This is a genomic window from Pseudoalteromonas sp. NBT06-2 (assembly GCF_002276045.1).
Taxonomy (GTDB): Bacteria; Pseudomonadota; Gammaproteobacteria; order Enterobacterales; family Alteromonadaceae; genus Pseudoalteromonas.
In genome coordinates, this window is the sequence record NZ_NQMR01000014.1 from 65,288 (window position 1) to 85,172 (window position 19,885).

Consider the following 19,885-nt stretch of genomic DNA (forward strand, 5'->3'; position numbering starts at 1 on the left):
AAAAAGGCGCTGTGCGCCTTTTTTACTTGTACATAAAAGCTTTCAATTTAGCCGTCTTTAAACATATCTTGATGTTCAATACCATCTTCTAAATATGCTTCACCAATGGGCGAAAAGCCTAAATTTTTATAAAAATCTAATAAATAAGTTTGTGCTGAAAGCTTGATATTTTTATTAGGCCAAAATGACTCAGATTCTCTTATTGACTCAAACATTAACTCTTGGGCTAATCCTCGCCCTCTACCTTTCTGTGAGACCAGTACACGGCCAATGGCTGGGTTTGTATCAAAAACAACTTTAGGCGCTAAACAACGGGCATAGGCAATTAATTCTTCGCCTTCATAAAACATGATATGACGCGTATCAACATTCATATCTAAATTATCAAGCTCAGGATAAGCGCACTCTTGTTCAACCACAAAAATATCAACTCTTAATTTTAATATCTGATAAAGCTCCGTTGTAGTCAATTGTGCAAAAGATTTTGAAATTTTTCTAATCATAAATTGGTTATCTCATTTTCTATTTTTTGACGCAGTGAGCCTGACTTTATTATATCTTGCTTTGCATATATATATCCAATAATAGCACCACATAACATGCCAAACAGATGACTTTCAAAGCTCATTCCTTCCTTAATTGGCAATACCCCCCAGGCCATGGAACCATATAAAAATATAACAACCACAGAAATAACAACAGATTTAATGCTGCGACGTACAAAACCATAAAAAACAACATAAGCCCAAAGGAAATATACAACGCCACTTAAACCAATATGAATCGAAGTACGAGCAAATATCCAAACTAGCAAACCAGGAAATAATCCGCCCATAATTAATAAAATCCAAATCCTATTTGGTTTAAACTGCCAAAGTAAAGCTGTAAATAAACTAAATGAAATTAAGTTATTGATTAAGTGGGACCAACTACCATGAAGAAATGGGTGAAAAATAATACCGTATAGCCCTGAAACTTCTCTTGGTATTACACCAAAGTAATTTAACTTCATGGAAAAGAGTAAATTAAGTAAATGTATTACAACTAGTAATAGCCAAGTTGTTGTAAGAAAAGGAATGAGTTTAGGTTGGGAAAGAGAATTCATTGCTTATTATCTCCTAAATAAATATGACAACGATATATTTTGCCATATTTATCTTTTAGTTAATAATTAAATGAGCAAGTATTAAAATTGATCTTGTAACATTAAATATTAATTTAATAAATGCTCTAACTGATCACATAGCTGCGACAGGTTAACTTGATCATGCTCGATAGTCATATCAATATAACCATCACCTCTAAATGCTCGGTCTAATTCAATTAAAACATGCGTTTTATGAGCTTCAGGTACAAATGATAGCTCCACTTCTTTTAAACCAAATAAGCTTGAAGAATTTGGTTTGTATTCTAACTCTTGATAACACCCTGAAGTTGATTGAAAAGTGGATGCTTGTAAATAACCTTTTTCAACATCTGACTTAACTAAGTTAAATCCACATCTATCCATTGCTTGCATAAAGGTTCTCACTGCATCATTAGGATAAACATAAATAGGATCTTTATCAGTAGGATCTAATGCCATATCTATATTTAAACCCGTAGCTAACCAGACCTGAGTTTGATTTAAACCTTGATTTAACTCCGTAATAGGCGTCTCTGAATGTAAACGTGCTTCAAAAGGTATACTTTTTAGCTCTCCCGCAGCAACCGTACAATGATCAACAATATGCCAACTTTCAATTACATGATTAGTAAAATAATCCCCATCTTCTCCTTCGATTTTGACCTTAGTCATTAAAGCTAAATCTAAACCAGAAATCTCTTGTTCAACATCTCCACCTTGAATTAAAATTTCTGCACTGAACTTTTGTCCAGGTTGTAAATGTTCCGTCTGTAATATCGTATCGACTTTTGCAGCGCCGATCCCTACTGTTGCCAAGATCTTTTTAAACATCTTGTACTCCTCTTTTTTCTTTACCTGCATACTAACGCTATTTATTTGTAATTGTCAGCGAAAATCTTCATCTTATTCAGTAAAATAAAAAAACTTTTAAATTTAGATTAATATTTAACTATCAGAGTAATCTATAACTCCAATCAATTTATACCGGAATTAACCGATTATGGAACCAAACTCTACACGCCTCATTAGTATAATATTACGAGTGAGTCTTAACTTTTTATCTGGTTATAAATCAACTGAAACAATCGAAGTTAAAAATGGTTTTATCAGTAATTACAAACAAATGGAAAATATAGACAATAAAGATGGCACTATTCGACGGTCTTGGTTTCTAGAAAGTTAACACAAAAAATAAAAACACTACAACCACAATTTTTTTATTAAACCTGTCATCTATGACCCTACTTTAACAACCACAGAACAGTTTCCCCTAAAATCAGCTGATATTTTTAGAACATATTTCGATTCTCAATTAAAAATGGTTGTAGCTAAACCCATTTCCAATACTATACCCGTGCTACATGGCAATGCGCGATTTCAACAAGTCGATAAACGTGTCAAATGCGAGGCATAAGATGTGTCGTTAAGTCATTCTCAACACATATATTATAACAACGCAGTTGGCCGCTTATCGTCTTGCCTTACAGGAGTGTGGGTAGAAAACAATTACGGCGTTATAATTCATCATCAGGGAATAACCATGAATTCAAATCATGCCTTGTACTCGTATCCTAGCCAAGCTCTGAAACCTGCATTTCCAAGTGACATGGGTATAGAGCCAGCTATCACCAATATGCCTATTTCACTGGAAAATTTATCCCTTTTTGAAGTATTACCATTTTAAGTTGTCATTTCAGGTATTAATTACGCCATCGGTGATAGAGATCGGGGTGTTGAAGTTCATTTAAAAAGTTAAATTAAAAATGCGACCAATGGAGAGCTCCTACTTATCTCAATCTTTCGCGCTGATGCATCACAGTTAGAAAATGATACTGAGAAGTTAAGTAGAGGCCATGTTAAAGAGTTAGATTCTTGGGTAAAGCAATGGGATCAAGAGTTAGCGGTATTTAAAGCTAATATAGATATATACCCATGACACCTCAAAATGCACGATTTCAGCGAGAATTAAACAGAATTTAGATAAGGCATTAATTGAAGATAGGTTATTCCCTTATCAAAATTAATAACGCAGCATAAACCCTGTTTAAACTCGCCGAGACGAAGCTTCTGAGTAAACCCACTTCATCGTTGCGTTAGTTTGAAAGGTAGCTTACATTCCTGCATCAACACGCCTTGAATTCGGCTCGCTAAGATAGCTTTGAAACATGCATTTTAAAGTAACATGGGTATAAAGTAACAACATCAATAAAATTCATGCATGTTTTACTTATAAAATGAGTAAAACATGTGCTTCCTCATATAAATAAGCTCTTAAATTCGTTACAATTAAATCAAACTCCTTTTTTACTTTAAGTCTATGGAAATCATTTTTTTCGCAACCGCATTTATTTGTGGCTTCATCATATTACAAGTGAGACTCCCCCCATTAATTGGCTTTTTAGCTGCTGGATTTATACTTAATTTCGCAGGTTTTGAAAGTACTGAATTACTTTCTAAAATTGCATCTATAGGAATCACTCTATTACTTTTTAGCATTGGCTTAAAACTGAGAGTTAAAAATTTAACACAATTGCAAGTATGGGCTCCCGCAAGCATACATATCATTCTCAGCTGTGCATTATTTTCTGGCTTCATACTATTAATGAGCTATTTGGGTCTTTCATTATTTAGTCAATTAACAATGGAGTCCTCATTATTACTGGGTTTTGCCTTTAGTTTTTCAAGTACCGTATTTGCGGTTAAGGTGTTAGAGCAAAGAGGGGAGATGGGCAGTTTACATGGTAAAATTTCTATTGGTATTTTAGTTATGCAAGATATCTTTGCGGTTATATTTTTAGCCATAAGTACTGGTAAGGTACCAAATATGTGGGCATTAGCACTACTTGCTATTTTACCTTTAATTCGTCCAATGCTTTTTTGGGTTTTAAACCATTCTAAACATGGTGAAATATTACCTTTATTTGGTTTTTTCTTTGCTTTAGTCGCTGGTTACCATGCTTTTGAATTTGCGGGTTTAAAAGGGGACTTAGGTGCATTAATTATAGGTATGTTGTTTGCATCTCATAAAAAAGCAGGAGAATTAGCAAAGTCACTATTAACCTTTAAAGATTTATTGTTAGTTGGTTTTTTTCTAACGATCGGTCTAAATGCGGACATAACACTTGAAACATTATTTGTTGCTTTAATGTTTGTATTAATTTTACCTTTTAAAACCATTTTATATTATATCTTAACTAATATATTTCATCTACGTGCTCGCACATCATTATTAAGTAGTTTTACTTTAAGTAATTACAGTGAGTTTGGTTTAATCGTCTGCGCTATGGCTGCTAGCAGCCAAATAATATCAGCACAATGGTTAGCTGTTGTCGCTATTGCTGTTTCAATCACTTTTATAATTGCGTCACCTTTAAATAATCACGCTAATGAAATTTATGTAAAGTTTGAGAATTGGCTAACAAAATTTGAATCTAACAAACGCTTAAAAGATGAAATTCCTGTCAATTTAAACCAGGCAAAAGTACTTATTTTTGGTATGGGTAGAATCGGTACTGGTGCATATGAAACGATATACCATAGCTTTCCAGATTCTGTTGCAGGTGTTGATATTAAACCTGAATGTGTTGAGAAACATGTTAAAAGAAATCGATTTGTAATTTTAGCTGATGCTACCGATCCTGATTTTTGGCAAAGAGTTAATCACTCTCATGTTGAAATGATAATGCTTGCTATGCCTAAGCATATGCAAAATATTTTTGCCCTCGAACAACTTAAAGCTTCAGGTTTTACTGGACAAGTTACAGCAATTGCTAATTACCCAGATCAGCAAAAAGAACTAGAAAGTTTAGGTGTCGATTCTACCTATAACTTCTACTTAGAAGCGGGTAGTGGTTTTGCTGAACATGTGAAATCAAAAGTATTTAACTAGGTTTAAAATAAGTAAAGTCATTAAATTATGGGGACCATCCAAATTATAGCAAAGCGTAATCAAAAAAATCAAACGTCCCGATATTAAAAACGATAATTATTTTCATTTATATATCAATACTTTAAAAAATATTAATATATACAATTTCACCTCTTTATTTTTGAGATTCAAAGCTATTTACAAAACTTTACATCTAGAATAGTAATTTATCTGTTAAAGATCGTACACTTAGCTTTCGAGATAAAACTTTAGTTTCGATTTAATTAATACAAAGAAGTTATTCATAATTTGAAATACTTATTAATAAGAATACCTGTGGGAGCTTAAATAATGTCTAAAGGAATAATCAAACAACAATTTAAACCCGTCGCTGCGGATCGCAAAAGTGAAGACCTTATAACACTGCAAGAAGAGTTAGATCAAATTCAAAACTCAGGTATCAGTCCTTCTCAACTCAGAGAGTTACTTTTTCAAAAAATGTTGGATATGTACCATGTGCCTCAAAGTCATGAGCTCAGAGCACAAAAAGTACCAAGCCGCTTGGATGATCCAAAAATAAAACAAACACTGAATTCACATGGCTTCTTTCGTAAATCATCAAGCGTAATTCACTAATTTAAAAAGAAGCCTACATCTCCTTTTAAATAGACCGATACTACACTGTCACTGTCCACTGTCGGTCTAACCTTTCCAAACACAATCAATTCATCTTTAATTTTAAATATTTAACCATTCAAACTATATTTTCAAATGATTTAGGTATAATTATTACCTCTCCCTAGCTACAGGTAATAAACATTAATGGATAATAAAGCACTTATAGAAGCGATAAATGTGATTATGCCATTTGGCAAGTATGCCGGACGTCCTCTACTAAACCTACCAGAGCCTTATTTAGTATGGTTTAAACAACAAGGTTTCCCCCAAGGAAAGTTAGGGGAACAATTAGCACTTATGTACGAAGTTAAATTAAATGGTTTAGAAGGTATGTTAAAGCCTTTACTACAAAAACCGTCTTAGCTAATTCTGATATTTATTAATTTATTTTTTGTCTCGGCAAAAGCCTCACCTATTATAGGAACTCACTGTGAATTTATTAAGTCAGTTATCAACAAAGGCACTTTGGTCTATTTTCGAAAAAATTAGCTCAATCCCTCGCCCAAGTATACATGAACAAAAAATATCAGCGTGGATCCAGCAATGGGCCGCAGGTTTAATACTTGATATTAAAGAAAATAAAGCTAGTAATTAAATCATAAAAAAACGCGACACCTGTTATGGAAAATACAAAAGGCATTATTTTACAATCTCATATGGATATGGTGCCGCAAAAAAACGCTGATAAAAAAACATAACTTTGTCACAAACCCGATTGAAGTTTATATTGACGGTGACTGGATCACAGCAAACGGCACGACTTTAGGTGCTGATAATGGTATTAGCCTTTTAGCTAGTTTAGCTGTTCTAGCTAGTGCCTGAACGAAAAATAGTGCACGTTTAAATACGCAAAATATGATTAGCCTCTACTTTTGAACTTGTTGGTGCTTCAATCGAGTGTACAGGCGCTTATCCTGGCTGGAAACCTAAAACAGACTCACCAATTAAAGGTATTCTACGTGAAACTTATCAAACAATGTTTGGTACTTTACAAAATATAGTGGTGATCCATGCAGGTTTAGAATGTGGTTTATTTAAAGATGCATATCCACATTGGGATATGGTACCTTTTGGTCCTACTATTTGCTTCCCTCACTCTCCTGACGAAAAAGTAAAAATTAATACAGTAGAACCTTTTTATCAACTTTTACTTCGAGTATTAGAAAACATTCCAAATAAAGATTGATTATTATAAAGGACACATAAAAATAAACTTAAATAATTTTGAACCTTTATTAAAAGTAACACTCTGAGTTAGTGCTACTTGTTGAAATTCAGTTATCCCGAATAAAAAAAGCGCTCCTATAGGGCGCTTTTTCTTTTTCAATCATTGACTACCCCAAATAAAATCAAGTTTAATCAATTACTTATATTTGGCAGCTCAATAACAAAGCAAGCACCTCCCAATGGCGCTGTTTCTAAATAACACTTTCCTTTATGCCATTGAATTATTTTACTTACAATCGCCAATCCTAAGCCAAAACTGCCAGTCTTTTTATCTCGACTTTTATCTAAACGAGTGAAAGGCTTAAATACATTTTCCCATTCACTTTCTTCTATACCAGGGCCATCATCTTCTATTTTAATCAATACTTTGCCTTGTGCACTGACTAAAGTTACTTGAACTAGTTTATCGGCATATTTAACCGCATTACCTATTAAGTTTTGAATAGATCGCGTTAAGAAATGGCTATCACAATCATATAAAAGTTCATCATCAGAGATTAAACGAATCGCGCAATGTGCGTTAAAGCTTAATTTTTCTATTAAGTTGTCAGCCAGTTCAGCTAAATCAACTGATTCAATATTAAGTACAGGCGTTTCTCTATCCATTTTTGCAAAATTAAGCATTTCAGTGACTAATGACTCTAATTCTACAATATCGTAATTCATGCCATTTATGTACTTTTGGCTTCGTTCATTTAGACCTTTATAATCCATCATAGCAATGGCGAACTTAAGCCTTGCTAAAGGTGTTCTAAACTCATGAGAAACTGAAGATGTTAATTCTTTTTGTGAATTCAATAAACGCTTAATACGTTCTTGCATTGCCGCTAGCGTATCTGTGATTGGCAATAAAATCGAATGTATTCCGGGTCCTAAATTCATATCTTCAGGCACATTCATATTTTCACACATACTTCGTAACCGTTCAAAATCACGCCAAACAAAATAGCTCCATAAGCCAATAGGTAAGCCTATAAATACTAAAATAATTAAGTACGGCCAGCTTGAATCATAAACAGGCGCTACAACAGATATCGGCCCTATTTTTAGCAGTTTATTTTCTTGAAGCTTTATATACCAAACAGCGCGATCTTTAGTATCAAATAATAAAATAGGTAAGTCGTTATTTAGTTTCGTTTCTTGGTGAGGTAAAAATGCGATATCAGATAACGCAATTTCTTGTGCTGAAAAATGATTTTTTAGCTGTAGAATTCCGTTATCTGATTTTGATAAAAGCAGTAAACTTTGACTAAATTCAGCGCCTAACATTAGTGCATCAGCACCTTCTTTGTGTGGCCATAGCTTTTCCATTGTGCCACTAAGAAGAAATAGTGAAATAATAATGTAGAGATATAAGCTGACAAAAAGCTTTCTCATTTAACTGCTAATCCTTATTTGTTAGCAATCGTAAATCCACTATGTAAATTGTTGTTAATACGATTGGCTATTATATATTCCAAGCGTCAGAAACAAATAAATACCCTTGTCCCCAAACAGTTTTAATTCTATAAGGTTTATCGCTATTATCACCTAGTTTTTTACGTAATCGAGAAATACGTACATCGACTGTTCTATCTAAACCATCATATTGACGACCTATCATTTTTTCATGAACATGATCTCGATTCAAAACTTCACCGGCGCTATTAGCTAATAACCATAACAGCTCAAATTCATGAGACGTAAGAAATATTTCTTTATTACTTAACTTTACAATTCGACTCGTTTTATCAATATTTAAATTGCCAAAGTTTAATTCTTCAATCGATTTTTGAGGTTGATGACGACGTAATAACGCATTTACTCGCGCAAGTAAAACACGCGGTTCAGCTGGTTTTATAACATAATCATCCGCACCAAGCTCTAAACCAATTACCTGATCAAAATCTTCACCTTTTGCTGTTAGCATTAGTATTGGTAAAGAATATTTATCACGTACTTCTCTACATACACTAAAGCCATCTTTACCAGGTAGCATGACATCTAAGATCATAATATCTGGCATATCAGATTCAATATGGGCCATAACTAGAGCACCATTATCAAGCTCCTCTACTTTTAAACCATTATGCTCTAGGTATTCACGAGTTAATTTTTGTAAGCCTAAATCATCTTCTACCAATAATACTTTAGCCATATCTCTCTCCTTTAAAAGAAACTCCAAGGGGAACGTAAACGACGACGTTGAGTTTTTAAATGTGAACTCTGAACTTCGACCTTCGTTTGAGCCAGTTTATTACCCGTTTTTGGATTTACAAGAGAGTATAAAGTCTCAACCTGAACGTAAGCTTTATAAGATAGCTTAGCTTGGCTTGTTTTTTGCCAGCATTGCACTTGTTTGTCATTTTCTAACAAACAAATATCCTGCTGTTGGGTTAATTTCCATTCAAAGTTAAGAGTCAACTCACAAACTTGCTTTTCTTGACTGATCACACAGATTTTTGGCGATACGTTTAGCATTGAACTACTGTTTTTAGCAACAGCATCCTCTAGTGTTAACAAAAGTGAGAGCGAAAAAATAATGACAATACTTGTGTTTAATTTCATATTAAAAAATGTATTTTAAACCCATAAAAATATTAACAGCATAATCATATTTAAACAAAGGACTATTACTTGTATCTGAATAGTCATCATAACTTAGTTTCAGTAACACGGCTTTATTTTGCGATAAAGGATAGGTTAATTGTAGATGAGCATAAGGTTGCCATACAGAATCTAACTTATATATAATACCTACATTATCTCTTTTACTCAGACCATAATAGTAATTATTGAGTTCAGCCGTTTTATGCCAAACCCCCACTATGGGTTGAACAATTAAATTACCAATATTAAAACTGTGCGCAAATTCAACTCCTACACGCCAGCCATTGTGAATATTACTGATGTCGGTCAGTACATTTACTCTTGCGATAAAACGCTCATGAAAATACTGATAATTAATGCCTGAATCTAATGCCCATTTTCGTTTGGCGATTTCATTATAATCAATGCTATTGGCTTCAGGATTTTCAATAACTGGTTTTGTTTTATTTGTAACAGAGTTTGTATTTTTAAGAAAAATATTTGAAGGGCTCCAAAAAACAAAAAATTTTTTCTCCGGATTGAATTCCGCAATTAGACTCACGACATGATTTTGTTGATCAAAAAAGGTATAACCAAGTTGTCCGTTATCAAAATAAAGGTGTTCATCATAATAGGCTATATCGGGTAACAGTAATAAAGGGAAGTCATCTCCTCCATGTAACGGGTTTTTAGCAATGCCTACGCCCACACCTAAGCCTAAATGCCATTGACCTAGCGCTACTTTTGAAGCTTCCATTTTCACTGTTTTAGCACTTACTGCAAAGCTAAAACTACAAAGTAAAATCATTAAAATGTAACGCATTACAGTCCCCTTGTAATTTTTAAGTATGCATTTCAAACACATTTTACCAAGATATAACGTTGCAAACACCATATAATTACAATTGATAACAAAAAAAGCACCTTTGAGTGCAAAGCAAGCATTTTATGGGTTTTTTAAATTTTGAGAGATTTGCCACATAGCTTGTATCAATGGGTTTTGTAAATTCTTTCGTTGAACACATAAACCAATTTCAAAATCTTTAGGATGATATGGGGCTTTCAGTACTTGAACTTTATTTTGTAATGGACTATTTTCTAAAACAATTTGAGGCACAAGTGCAATACCAAAACCTAAACTCACCATAGAAACAATTGCTTCATTACCTGCCACTTGTGCATATACTTGCGGGTTAATATGATTCTTTTTCCACCAATGTTCTAACCTTTTTCGGTTTAAACCATGCTCAGGTACGATATAGAGTAAAGATTTCCATGGTATATTTTGACCAGCATCAAATATTTTTTTACTGATATCACATTGCACTTTGGGTGCTATAAATTGCAATGAGGACGAACCTGTAGTGCAAAAAGCCAAATTTGAAGGTAACTGATCTGGCTTTGCTGCTATCGCCATATCTTCAAGACCATCTAATATACGAGATATCGCAACCCCAGGGTCGCCAGTATTGAGCTTTATTTCTATTTTTTGATGATTTTGTCGAAAGGTTTCAAGTAAACGGTATAAAAAACTATAAGAAGCTGTAACCGAACAATACAAACTTAATTCACCGGTTAGCTCTGTATGATTTTCATCTAAAGAAGATTTAAACCTGTGCCATTGCGCCAAACTCACATTAGCATACTCAATAAAATCTTTACCTTGCTTGGTCAAACTCACCGTACGGTTATCTCGATTAAATAACTCAACTCCAACCTCTTGCTCAAGTTGTTTAATATTACGGCTGAGTGTTGAAGCACTGATATGACTGCGCTCGCTTGCGCGTCCAAAATGTAAAGTTTCGGCTAATGCTAGAAATAGTTGTAGCGAACGATTATCCATATATCACTTTAAAATTAATGTTTCACATTATGCAATACTCTAATGCAAATATATCATTTTACGCAAGGGAATTAATTGTATAGATTGAACTTAAGGTTTAAAAAGACCAACTCATTTTTTTGTAGGAAGAATATTATGACAGCGAATTATTTCAACTCATTAGCATTACGCGAGCAATTGGCACAACTTGGCCAATGTGAATTTATGAATGAATCAGAGTTTTCTGATGGCGTTAAAGTACTAGAAGGTAAAAAACTAGTAATTGTAGGTTGTGGCGCACAAGGATTAAACCAAGGTTTAAATCTTCGTGACTCAGGCCTAGATGTAAGCTACGCATTGCGTGAATCAGCGATTACTGAAAAACGTCAGTCATACATTAATGCGACTGAAAACAAATTTCAGGTTGGTACCTATGAAGCACTCATCCCTGGGGCTGATTTAGTACTAAACCTGACTCCTGATAAACAACATACTGCTGTTGTATCTGCTGTGATGCCACTTATGAAGCAAGCTGCAACATTAGCTTATTCTCATGGTTTCAACATTGTTGAAGAAGGCATGAAAGTTCGTGAAGATATCACCGTGATCATGGTTGCACCTAAATGTCCTGGTACTGAAGTACGTGAAGAATACAAACGCGGATTTGGTGTACCAACATTAATCGCTGTTCATCCAGAAAATGATCCTCAAGGTAAAGGTTTAGCCCAAGCTAAAGCATATGCTGCTGGTACTGGTGGCCATAAAGCAGGTGTACTTTTATCTTCATTTATTGCTGAAGTAAAATCAGATCTTATGGGTGAGCAAACAATTCTTTGTGGTATGTTACAAACTGGTTCTCTACTTTGTTTTGATAAAATGATAGAAAAAGGCATAGATGCTAGCTACGCATCAAAATTAGTGCAGTATGGTTGGGAAACAATCACTGAAGCACTTAAATATGGCGGCGTAACAAATATGTTAGATCGTTTATCTAACCCTGCAAAAATCAAAGCATTTGATTTAAGTGAAGAATTAAAGAAAATCATGCGTCCACTATATAATAAACATATGGATGACATCATGGGTGGTGATTTTTCAGCTGGCATGATGGCTGATTGGGCTGAAGATGATGCTAAATTACTAGGATGGCGTGAAGAAACATCACAAAGTGCATTTGAGAAACAACAAAACACAGATTCCGAAATTTCAGAGCAAGAGTTCTTTGATAACGGTATTTTAATGATAGCTATGGTTAAAGCGGGTGTTGAACTTGCTTTTGAAACTATGGTTGCAGCAGGAATAAAAGACGAATCAGCATATTACGAGTCTCTACATGAAACTCCGCTTATTGCTAATACAATTGCACGTAAGAAGTTATTTGAAATGAACCGTACAATTTCAGATACTGCAGAATACGGTTGTTACTTATATAACCACGCATGTCTACCATTACTAAAAGATTTCATGGTAGATATTGATACTGATGTTATTGGTAAAGGTTTATCAGCAGCATCTAATAGTGTTGATAATGCACGTTTAATTGAAGTAAATGCAGCATTACGTACTCATCCAGTCGAAGTGATCGGTACTACTTTACGTGGTTACATGTCAGCAATGACAAAAATAGTTTAATCGAAATACTTACGGACGGACGCTATCATAAATTCAAATTTTCGCTTGTCAAAGCCTAGCTATCCTTAGCTAGGCTTTTTTGCATTTACACAATCATTAGTAACAATTATTACCTTTTATTCAATAATCACAATGTGATAGCATAGCTGTATCTTTTTCATTTACACCTTAATTATGAAAATCACAATTACTCAAAAAGTCGCTTTGGTTGCGGCCTTTGTTGCTATTGCAGTTGCAACTATTATCGGGATCACTTCAATCCAATCAGCAAAATCGATTACTGAAACACGTATGATTGAATCTGAATTACCAAGTAAAGTGAAAGAAATAAAAAATTACTTAAGCAAAGAAATAAACATTCTACTTATGGCTAGCAAACAATTGTCCGGTAACAAATTTATTGAACAATGGGCTGACAAAAACTCAGAAAATGATGACATATTAATAAAAGAACTTAACCGATTAGTTAATCAATATGATCTTGCCACAGCCTCTTGGGCAAATAAGCAAACTAATGATTACTGGAATCAAGAAGGGTTTCTAAGAACACTGAATCGTACTCAAGATGCTTGGTTTTATGACTTTAAGAATTCAAAACAGCCCTTCTCTATTAGTATTTTTCAAGAAAGTGTTGGAGATGTGAAAATGTTTATCAATCACCAAGAGATTAATGGCATAGGATTAGCCGGTTTAGCTAAAAGCATAGATGAAATGCAAAGCCTGCTAGAAAAATTCAGTATAGAAGAAACGGGTTTTGTTTTTTTAGCTGATAAAACCGGTTTAGTAAAACTGCACTCTGATAACCAACTCGTTGCAAAGGTCAAATTGAATCAAATATATAATTCAAATGTCCAAAGTCAGTTATTGAATAATGCGGAATTTTCGTTAATTGAAGCCAAGTACCAAAACCAAATAATTTTGTTAGCTGCAAGCCCAATCGAAAACACTGATTTATTTGTCATTGCTCAAGTACCAAAAGATGAAGTGTTTTCACAAATAGACTCTTTAACTTGGAAGATCATTAGTTTTTCAGTAGTAGTCGCAATAATAGCCTGTATCATTGGTTTATATTTAGCACGTACTATTAGCGCCCCATTGCAAAAAATCACCCAGTTATTTGAAGAGTTAGGCCAAGGGGATGGTAAAATCACTTATCGACTCCCTATAAATAGTCAACCGGAGTTAAACAAACTTAGTATGGGTTTTAATCAATTTTTAAATAAGATAGAGCAAGCATTACGTGATGTTTTACAACAAAGCCATGCAATTAAAACCACCTCAGATGAAGTATTTTCACAAGCGCAGCATCACTCTTCTCAAATGAATTTGCAAAAAGAGCAAACAATTTCAGTTGCAGCCGCAATAAATGAAATGGGCGCAGCGGTGCAAGAGGTTGCAAGCAGTGCCGCCAACACGGCTGAATATACACAACAAAATCATCAACAAGCTTATTTAATACAAAACCAAGTTCAGCAATCTCAATCAGATATAAAAACTTTGGCAACCGATATCGATTTGGTCAGCAATAAAATAGATACATTAGCCAACAAAACACAAGAGATTGGATCTATTTTAGATGTAATACGCTCTATATCAGAGCAAACTAATTTATTAGCTTTAAATGCAGCTATCGAATCTGCGCGAGCAGGAGATCATGGTCGAGGCTTTGCTGTTGTAGCTGATGAAGTCAGAGGCTTAGCAAAACGTACTTCTGACTCGACAGATCAAATTCAAAAAATGATTGAAGAGTTAAACAGTACTTCTCAACAAGTTGTGACAGATATTCAAAAATCACAATCAAATGCAACACATAGTGTAAGCTCTATGGAGCAAACAGTGTCGCACTTAACTGAAGTAGTTGAAAAAATAGAACAAATAAATGATATGGCAACAATTATTGCAACAGCTACAGAAGAGCAAAATGCAGTTGTCACTGATGTAAGTCAAAATGTAGAAACTATCAGTGTTATTAATGAAGAATCAATGAATAATCAAATCACGATTGAGAGCGCGATAGAGTCTCTCTCTGTTAATGCACAATCTTTGGATGCACTAGTCGATAGCTTTAAACTAAAAAGTTAAAGTAAACCTAAGTTTTTCAATAAAAACACGATGTCTTTTCTTGAAAAATTTTGTAACGATTTCCAGATCTACAACTCAAAAAAAAAGCATATAGTTAATTAAGGAAAAAAATTAGAGGTGTATATGCGTCGTAACTCATTAATCATAGCTTTTATATTTTCTTCTAGCTTATTATCAATATTAGGATGTGGAACAACAAAAACGGTAAAACCAATACCAACTACAAAAATTATATTTAATAACCAAACCCAATTTACTGATTTTAAAGTTGAGCCATACGAAGAAATTTTTGTATTAAGTGATGAAATTAAAGAAAAGTTAATAAACTATTTTCCATCAAAAAAACCATCAATGGAAACGGCTAAAAAGTTATTACACTTTATATTTAATTCTGCGAATAATCATATTGATTATAAGTCTGGTGCCACTTTAACCGCAACACAAACATTCCAACAAAAAAATGCGAACTGCTTATCTTTATCTATTATGGCTTTTAGTATGGCAGAGCAATTAGGCTTAGAAGCAAATTTTCAACGGGTATTTATCCCTGAATATTGGACATTAGAAAAAGGTTTTAATTTATTAACATACCATATCAACCTCAAATTACAATTTGATCAAGCAAGATTTGCTGGTGTGCAAAGGCTGTATGATATAACGGATGGTGTCGTTATTGACTTTAATATAAATACCCGTAAGCAAAAGTTTAGAACTAAGGACATCAATAAACATACCGTCGCAGCCATGTTTTATAATAACAAGGGCGCTATCGCGATGGTTAATGGTAGAAACAGTGAAGCTTATCATTATTTTAAAAATGCAATTGAAGTTGCACCTAGTTACTCTCCTGCTTGGGGTAATTTAGGTATCTTATTTAGGTTAAATAATAAAAATGATAATGCAGAAATCGCTTATCGACATGCGCTAATACTCGATCCAGCGAATAATACAGCTAAAGGCAATTTAGGGATATTATTTGAAATGACAGACCGAGTTGCATTAGCAAAAAAAATAAAAAAAGAATTAGATACTAAAAGACAAAGTAATCCTTATTATCATATCGCCAAAGGTAATGAAGCCTACGTAAAAAAACGCTACCGAGAAGCGATTTCCCATTATAAAAAGTCTGCTGAGTTAGATAAAAAATTGCATGAATCTTACTTTGGGTTAGCACGTAGCTTTTATCTCTTAGGTGATTATATAAAAGCAAAACGCTACTTAAAATCAGCAAAAAGACATTCATTTTATATCGAAGACATAAATTCCTATCAAAATAAAATAAATAGCTTAAATGCTATGGTGTATTAATGTTAATTAAATTTTTCATAATAAGCGGGCTATTTTTAAGTACGCATGCCATTTCACAAATTTATAATGTAGATCCCAGCTTATTAACAGATTTAAAAACCCTTAGCTCGCCAAAAATGCAAGGAAGAAAAACAGGTAGTCATGGCTCAAAACTGGCTGCTGACTATATCACAGTAGAATTTAGAAAATTAAAACTGCAGCCTTTAACTAAAAATTACCAACAAACATTTAAATATAAAAGTGGTTTTTTCAGTATTAAACAAGGCAACAATATAATTAGTAGCTTGCCTGCTAAAAACCCAAACGCGCCCTATATTGTATTTACCGCACACTATGATCATTTAGGTCATTCTGGTAGCAAAATATATTATGGTGCAGATGATAACGCTTCAGGTGTTGCTGCCATGCTAAACATTGCCAAACGACTTAAACAAAAAGAATTAAATTATCATTATATTTTTATTGCCACAGATGCTGAAGAAGCTGGTTTATATGGTTCAAAAGAATTTTTATCAAGTAACTTGGTTAATACAAAAGATATCGTTTTAAATATTAATTTAGATATGCTTGCAGTTGCGCCTAAATCTAGGTCTCTTTATGCTTTTAGTTCAAAAAAAATGAAACCGTATAAAGCGTTAATTGAAGTTCAGAGTATAGATGGTCATGCAAAAACACACTTTATAAGCTCAAATAGACAGATGAATGCAAAACAAAAAAAGGAGAAAATAGATTGGCGAAATGCCAGTGATCATGCTTCTTTTCGTAAATATAAAATCCCTTATATTTATTACGGTGTTGGCACTCATAAAAATTACCATACCAGTAACGATACATTTGAAAATATAGATACTGTATTCTATCAAGCTGTTGTGAATAACATTTATCAAACGGTTATGTCATTAGATAACTACAGACTATAAATATACCCCGTTTAGTTTTAATTAGCTTTGTGTTGTTCCTTTTGATTTGTTACCCAAGCACGTTTTTGTATTTTAGATAATTTTTTTATCTGGCACTCTAAAATACTTGCATGACTTCGATTACCAACCTGCATATTAAAAATAAGTTGAAGCGGCCCCTTTCCTCTTAGGTTTTTAGCACCAATGCCATTAGAATGCTCTTCAAAACGACGCTTAACATCTGTGGTAATTCCGGTATACCAATGCCCTAAACGTGTTTCTACAATATATAAGTACCAGTCTGTAGATACAACTTGTTCACTTTTTTTAGGCTTTATTGAACTTTTATGCTCAGTTTTAGTCAAAATTCCACTTTCCACTTTTACAAGACGACGGCACAAGGTAGTATATCTGATATTATGCTCAAAACCGTTAAAAATAGGATATACATAATTAAAATGCAGTGGTTTAAAATAATTTCAGTAACATTACTTATCACACTAGTTAGCGGTTGTTCTAGCTGGGTTTACCGAATGAATATCCCTCAAGGTAATTTTTTAGAACAAAAAGACGTCAATAAATTACGTATAGAAATGACTAAAGAACAAGTTGTATATGTTTTAGGTCAACCAATTGCAACTGATGCATTTGATAACACAGCTTGGCATTACATTTACTTGTTTAATTACAACCGTTCAAATGAGCAAAAGAAGTCGCTTGTTGTTCACTTTGAAAATGATGTATTAAAAACAATTTCAGGTGACTTTGAATTACCTGAAACTTTTAATACTCCGTTAGAGAAATAAATAGACTCCCAACTTAATCATGGTTAAATAACTAAAAAGCGCCTTATAAATTAGCAACTCAAGGCGCTTTTTTAATTTATACCCAGCCACTTCAAGATGTGAGGTTCAGGACTGCTGAGCAATTCATGATCTAGGCGCATCTTTGCATTAATGGTTACTCCCTTAAAAAAAGATGGACCGGCAATATGCTCCTGCATTGCTCTAGTACCTACATCCATGCAGGCAACAACGAGCATGATTTGCTCAGAAGTCCCTGTAAGGTTGGTTTATAAATACTTTATGCAGCGTTATTGATTTTGAAAAGGGAATAACCATGTTCTTCAATCAATGCCTTGCCTAAAACATTTCTAATTCCAACTGAATCCTGCATCTTGAAGTGGTTTGGGTATATAGCTAAAACAAGTAAGATCTAACTTTTTGCTCTACCACCGGTGGTTTTATCAGCGCGACCTTCATCTTTTGCTTTTTCGGCTCTGCGACGACGGGCATCTTTTGGATCTGCAATTAAAGGCCTATAAATTTCAATACGATCACCATCTTTAAGCATTGTATTTAGCTTACAAGTACGATTCCAAACACCCACCTTTAGCTTTTCTGTATCAATTTCAGGGCATTTATCATAAATCCCCGATTTAATAATTGCTTGTTCAACTGTTGTTTCCGCATCAATTTCAACCATTAAACAGGTTGCTTTATCAGGTAATGCAAATACAACTTCAACTTGTTTCATTCAATATTACTCCATGTTTAAAAATAATAAATTTAATTTATTAGCTAAAACCTCTTTGACCATATACCTGTTTAGCTCGTTGTGTAAAAGCACCTAGCATATTGTTCGCGACTTCATTAAAAACACGACCAAATGCTATTTCAACTAAACGACTTGAAAATTCAAAGTTTAGTTTTAATTCCACTTTACAGGCAGTTTCATCTAATGGTGTAAATAGCCACCCGCCTTCAAGCTTTTTAAAAGGACCATCAACTAAAACCATATTTATTTTTTTATCAGTAAGTAAAGTATTTTCCGTGGTAAACCATTTTTTTAAACCACCTTTAGATATCTCAACTGAAGCTGTCATTTTATCATCTGATTGCGAAATTATCTTAGCATCAGAACAATGAGGTAAAAATTCACGATAATAAGCCACATCATTTACCAAAGTAAACATTTCTGATGCGCTATACATTACCAACGCACTTTTTTTAATTTCAGGCATGACATCTCACTGTAAAAAACTGAGCGACAGATTTTAGCAAGGTTTTGCCACATTATCTGCAATATATAACCCGAGTTATTTAAATTAAAAATTTGATTTCAACTTAAGCGTAAAAAACGGATGTAAATCATAATATATTGCGTATAATAAGCCAGATTATGGCAAAAAAAAAATCCCCTAAATCAAACAGCAATACCATCGCACTGAATAAAAAGGCGCGACATGAGTATAAACTGTTCGACAAAATAGAAGCTGGCCTTGAACTACAAGGCTGGGAAGTTAAAAGTATCCGAGCTGGTAAAGTAAACATCTCAGATACTTATATTCACATTAAAGATGGTGAAGCTTTTTTACTTGGCAGTTTAATACAGCCTTTAATAAGCGCTTCAAGTCATGTAATTTGCGATCCTTTAAGGTACCGTAAATTACTACTTAAAAGAAAAGAGCTTGATAGACTCGCCGGTTCTGTTGATCGTGGTGGCTTTACCTTAGTTGCAACTGCAATGTATTGGAAAAAATGCTGGGTAAAATTAGAATTTCATTTAGCTAAAGGTAAAAACCTTCACGATAAACGTACCGATGACAAAGACAAAGACTGGGCGCGTGAAAAAGAACGAACAATGAAACATGACGCGAGATAACTCCACATACA

At 33.8% G+C, this 19,885-nt stretch carries 23 protein-coding genes and 1 pseudogene; 12 read left to right on the plus strand and 12 right to left on the minus strand.

The features are described 5' to 3' along the window. Positions 1-47: 47 nt before the first annotated feature. The 3 genes from CJF42_RS04485 to CJF42_RS04495 form a co-directional block, all read right to left on the minus strand. Positions 48-503: a GNAT family N-acetyltransferase gene (locus tag CJF42_RS04485; protein ID WP_095365535.1), complete on the minus strand. Its 456-nt coding sequence runs from the start codon at positions 501-503 to the stop codon at positions 48-50. Next, positions 500-1,105: a rhomboid family intramembrane serine protease gene (locus tag CJF42_RS04490; RefSeq protein ID WP_095365536.1), complete on the minus strand. Its 606-nt coding sequence runs from the start codon at positions 1,103-1,105 to the stop codon at positions 500-502. The genes CJF42_RS04485 and CJF42_RS04490 overlap by 4 nt, the downstream gene beginning before the upstream one ends. 108 nt (positions 1,106-1,213) lie before the next feature. Then, complete coding sequence (locus CJF42_RS04495) at positions 1,214-1,957, minus strand: sporulation protein (protein WP_095365537.1); 744 nt, start codon at positions 1,955-1,957, stop codon at positions 1,214-1,216. Between the two features lie 169 nt (positions 1,958-2,126). Here CJF42_RS04495 and CJF42_RS04500 point away from each other — a divergent pair, with 169 nt between their 5' ends. From CJF42_RS04500 to CJF42_RS04520, 6 genes and pseudogenes are all read left to right on the plus strand, one after another. Next, positions 2,127-2,309, plus strand: a complete 183-nt coding sequence (locus CJF42_RS04500) for a hypothetical protein (RefSeq protein WP_095365538.1) — start codon at positions 2,127-2,129, stop codon at positions 2,307-2,309. 357 nt (positions 2,310-2,666) lie between these two features. Beyond that, positions 2,667-2,810: a hypothetical protein gene (locus CJF42_RS27200; protein WP_170940472.1), complete on the plus strand. Its 144-nt coding sequence runs from the start codon at positions 2,667-2,669 to the stop codon at positions 2,808-2,810. 633 nt (positions 2,811-3,443) lie between these two features. After that, entirely contained in the window at positions 3,444-5,015 is a 1,572-nt protein-coding gene (locus CJF42_RS04505) for a cation:proton antiporter domain-containing protein (RefSeq protein WP_095365539.1), read from the plus strand. A gap of 330 nt (positions 5,016-5,345) precedes the next feature. Continuing rightward, positions 5,346-5,630: a hypothetical protein gene (locus CJF42_RS04510; protein ID WP_095365540.1), complete on the plus strand. Its 285-nt coding sequence runs from the start codon at positions 5,346-5,348 to the stop codon at positions 5,628-5,630. A gap of 186 nt (positions 5,631-5,816) precedes the next feature. Then, positions 5,817-6,035 (plus strand): DUF3820 family protein, encoded by a 219-nt coding sequence (locus CJF42_RS04515; RefSeq protein ID WP_095365541.1) that lies wholly within the window; start codon positions 5,817-5,819, stop codon positions 6,033-6,035. A 67-nt stretch (positions 6,036-6,102) separates the two neighbouring features. Then, positions 6,103-6,858: pseudogene (locus CJF42_RS04520) on the plus strand (hypothetical protein). Between the two features lie 173 nt (positions 6,859-7,031). Here CJF42_RS04520 and CJF42_RS04525 read toward each other — a convergent pair. The 5 genes from CJF42_RS04525 to ilvY form a co-directional block, all read right to left on the minus strand. After that, positions 7,032-8,210, minus strand: a complete 1,179-nt coding sequence (locus CJF42_RS04525; protein WP_353651671.1) for an ATP-binding protein — start codon at positions 8,208-8,210, stop codon at positions 7,032-7,034. A 136-nt stretch (positions 8,211-8,346) separates the two neighbouring features. Then, positions 8,347-9,036, minus strand: coding sequence for a response regulator (locus tag CJF42_RS04530; protein ID WP_095365543.1), 690 nt, complete (start codon positions 9,034-9,036; stop codon positions 8,347-8,349). 11 nt (positions 9,037-9,047) lie between these two features. Next, the gene (locus CJF42_RS04535; protein WP_252097521.1) at positions 9,048-9,446 is read right to left on the minus strand and encodes a DUF3019 domain-containing protein; all 399 of its coding nucleotides are present in this window, start codon (positions 9,444-9,446) and stop codon (positions 9,048-9,050) included. Position 9,447: 1 nt separating this feature from the next. Continuing rightward, the gene (locus CJF42_RS04540; RefSeq protein WP_170940473.1) at positions 9,448-10,290 is read right to left on the minus strand and encodes a MipA/OmpV family protein; all 843 of its coding nucleotides are present in this window, start codon (positions 10,288-10,290) and stop codon (positions 9,448-9,450) included. A gap of 123 nt (positions 10,291-10,413) precedes the next feature. Next, complete coding sequence (ilvY, locus tag CJF42_RS04545; RefSeq protein WP_095365545.1) at positions 10,414-11,310, minus strand: HTH-type transcriptional activator IlvY; 897 nt, start codon at positions 11,308-11,310, stop codon at positions 10,414-10,416. A gap of 135 nt (positions 11,311-11,445) precedes the next feature. Here ilvY and ilvC point away from each other — a divergent pair, with 135 nt between their 5' ends. From ilvC to CJF42_RS04565, 4 genes are all read left to right on the plus strand, one after another. Next, positions 11,446-12,921, plus strand: a complete 1,476-nt coding sequence (gene ilvC / locus CJF42_RS04550; protein WP_095365546.1) for a ketol-acid reductoisomerase — start codon at positions 11,446-11,448, stop codon at positions 12,919-12,921. Between the two features lie 174 nt (positions 12,922-13,095). Next, a complete protein-coding gene (locus CJF42_RS04555) occupies positions 13,096-15,003 on the plus strand; it encodes a methyl-accepting chemotaxis protein (protein ID WP_095365547.1) in 1,908 nt (635 codons plus the stop codon). Positions 15,004-15,126: 123 nt separating this feature from the next. Then, entirely contained in the window at positions 15,127-16,311 is a 1,185-nt protein-coding gene (locus CJF42_RS04560; RefSeq protein ID WP_095365548.1) for a tetratricopeptide repeat protein, read from the plus strand. After that, a complete protein-coding gene (locus CJF42_RS04565; RefSeq protein WP_095365549.1) occupies positions 16,311-17,231 on the plus strand; it encodes a M28 family peptidase in 921 nt (306 codons plus the stop codon). Before CJF42_RS04560 ends, CJF42_RS04565 begins: the two co-directional genes overlap by 1 nt. 17 nt (positions 17,232-17,248) lie before the next feature. Here CJF42_RS04565 and CJF42_RS04570 read toward each other — a convergent pair whose 3' ends face one another. Next, positions 17,249-17,575 (minus strand): GIY-YIG nuclease family protein, encoded by a 327-nt coding sequence (locus CJF42_RS04570; RefSeq protein ID WP_095365550.1) that lies wholly within the window; start codon positions 17,573-17,575, stop codon positions 17,249-17,251. A gap of 93 nt (positions 17,576-17,668) precedes the next feature. Here CJF42_RS04570 and CJF42_RS04575 point away from each other — a divergent pair, with 93 nt between their 5' ends. Then, complete coding sequence (locus CJF42_RS04575) at positions 17,669-18,016, plus strand: outer membrane protein assembly factor BamE (protein WP_095365551.1); 348 nt, start codon at positions 17,669-17,671, stop codon at positions 18,014-18,016. A 71-nt stretch (positions 18,017-18,087) separates the two neighbouring features. On the opposite strand, the gene CJF42_RS27205 is transcribed toward CJF42_RS04575, so the two are convergent. The 3 genes from CJF42_RS27205 to CJF42_RS04590 form a co-directional block, all read right to left on the minus strand. Then, positions 18,088-18,252, minus strand: a complete 165-nt coding sequence (locus CJF42_RS27205; RefSeq protein ID WP_170940474.1) for a hypothetical protein — start codon at positions 18,250-18,252, stop codon at positions 18,088-18,090. A gap of 173 nt (positions 18,253-18,425) precedes the next feature. Continuing rightward, positions 18,426-18,746 carry an RnfH family protein gene (locus CJF42_RS04585; RefSeq protein WP_095365552.1) on the minus strand — a complete coding sequence of 107 codons (321 nt, stop codon included), beginning with the start codon at positions 18,744-18,746 and terminating at the stop codon, positions 18,426-18,428. 40 nt (positions 18,747-18,786) lie between these two features. Next, a complete protein-coding gene (locus CJF42_RS04590; RefSeq protein ID WP_095365553.1) occupies positions 18,787-19,233 on the minus strand; it encodes a type II toxin-antitoxin system RatA family toxin in 447 nt (148 codons plus the stop codon). Positions 19,234-19,391: 158 nt separating this feature from the next. Here CJF42_RS04590 and smpB point away from each other — a divergent pair, with 158 nt between their 5' ends. Further along, on the plus strand, positions 19,392-19,874 hold the full coding sequence (smpB, locus tag CJF42_RS04595; protein ID WP_095365554.1) for an SsrA-binding protein SmpB: 483 nt from the start codon (positions 19,392-19,394) through the stop codon (positions 19,872-19,874). The last annotated feature ends 11 nt before the right edge of the window (positions 19,875-19,885 follow it).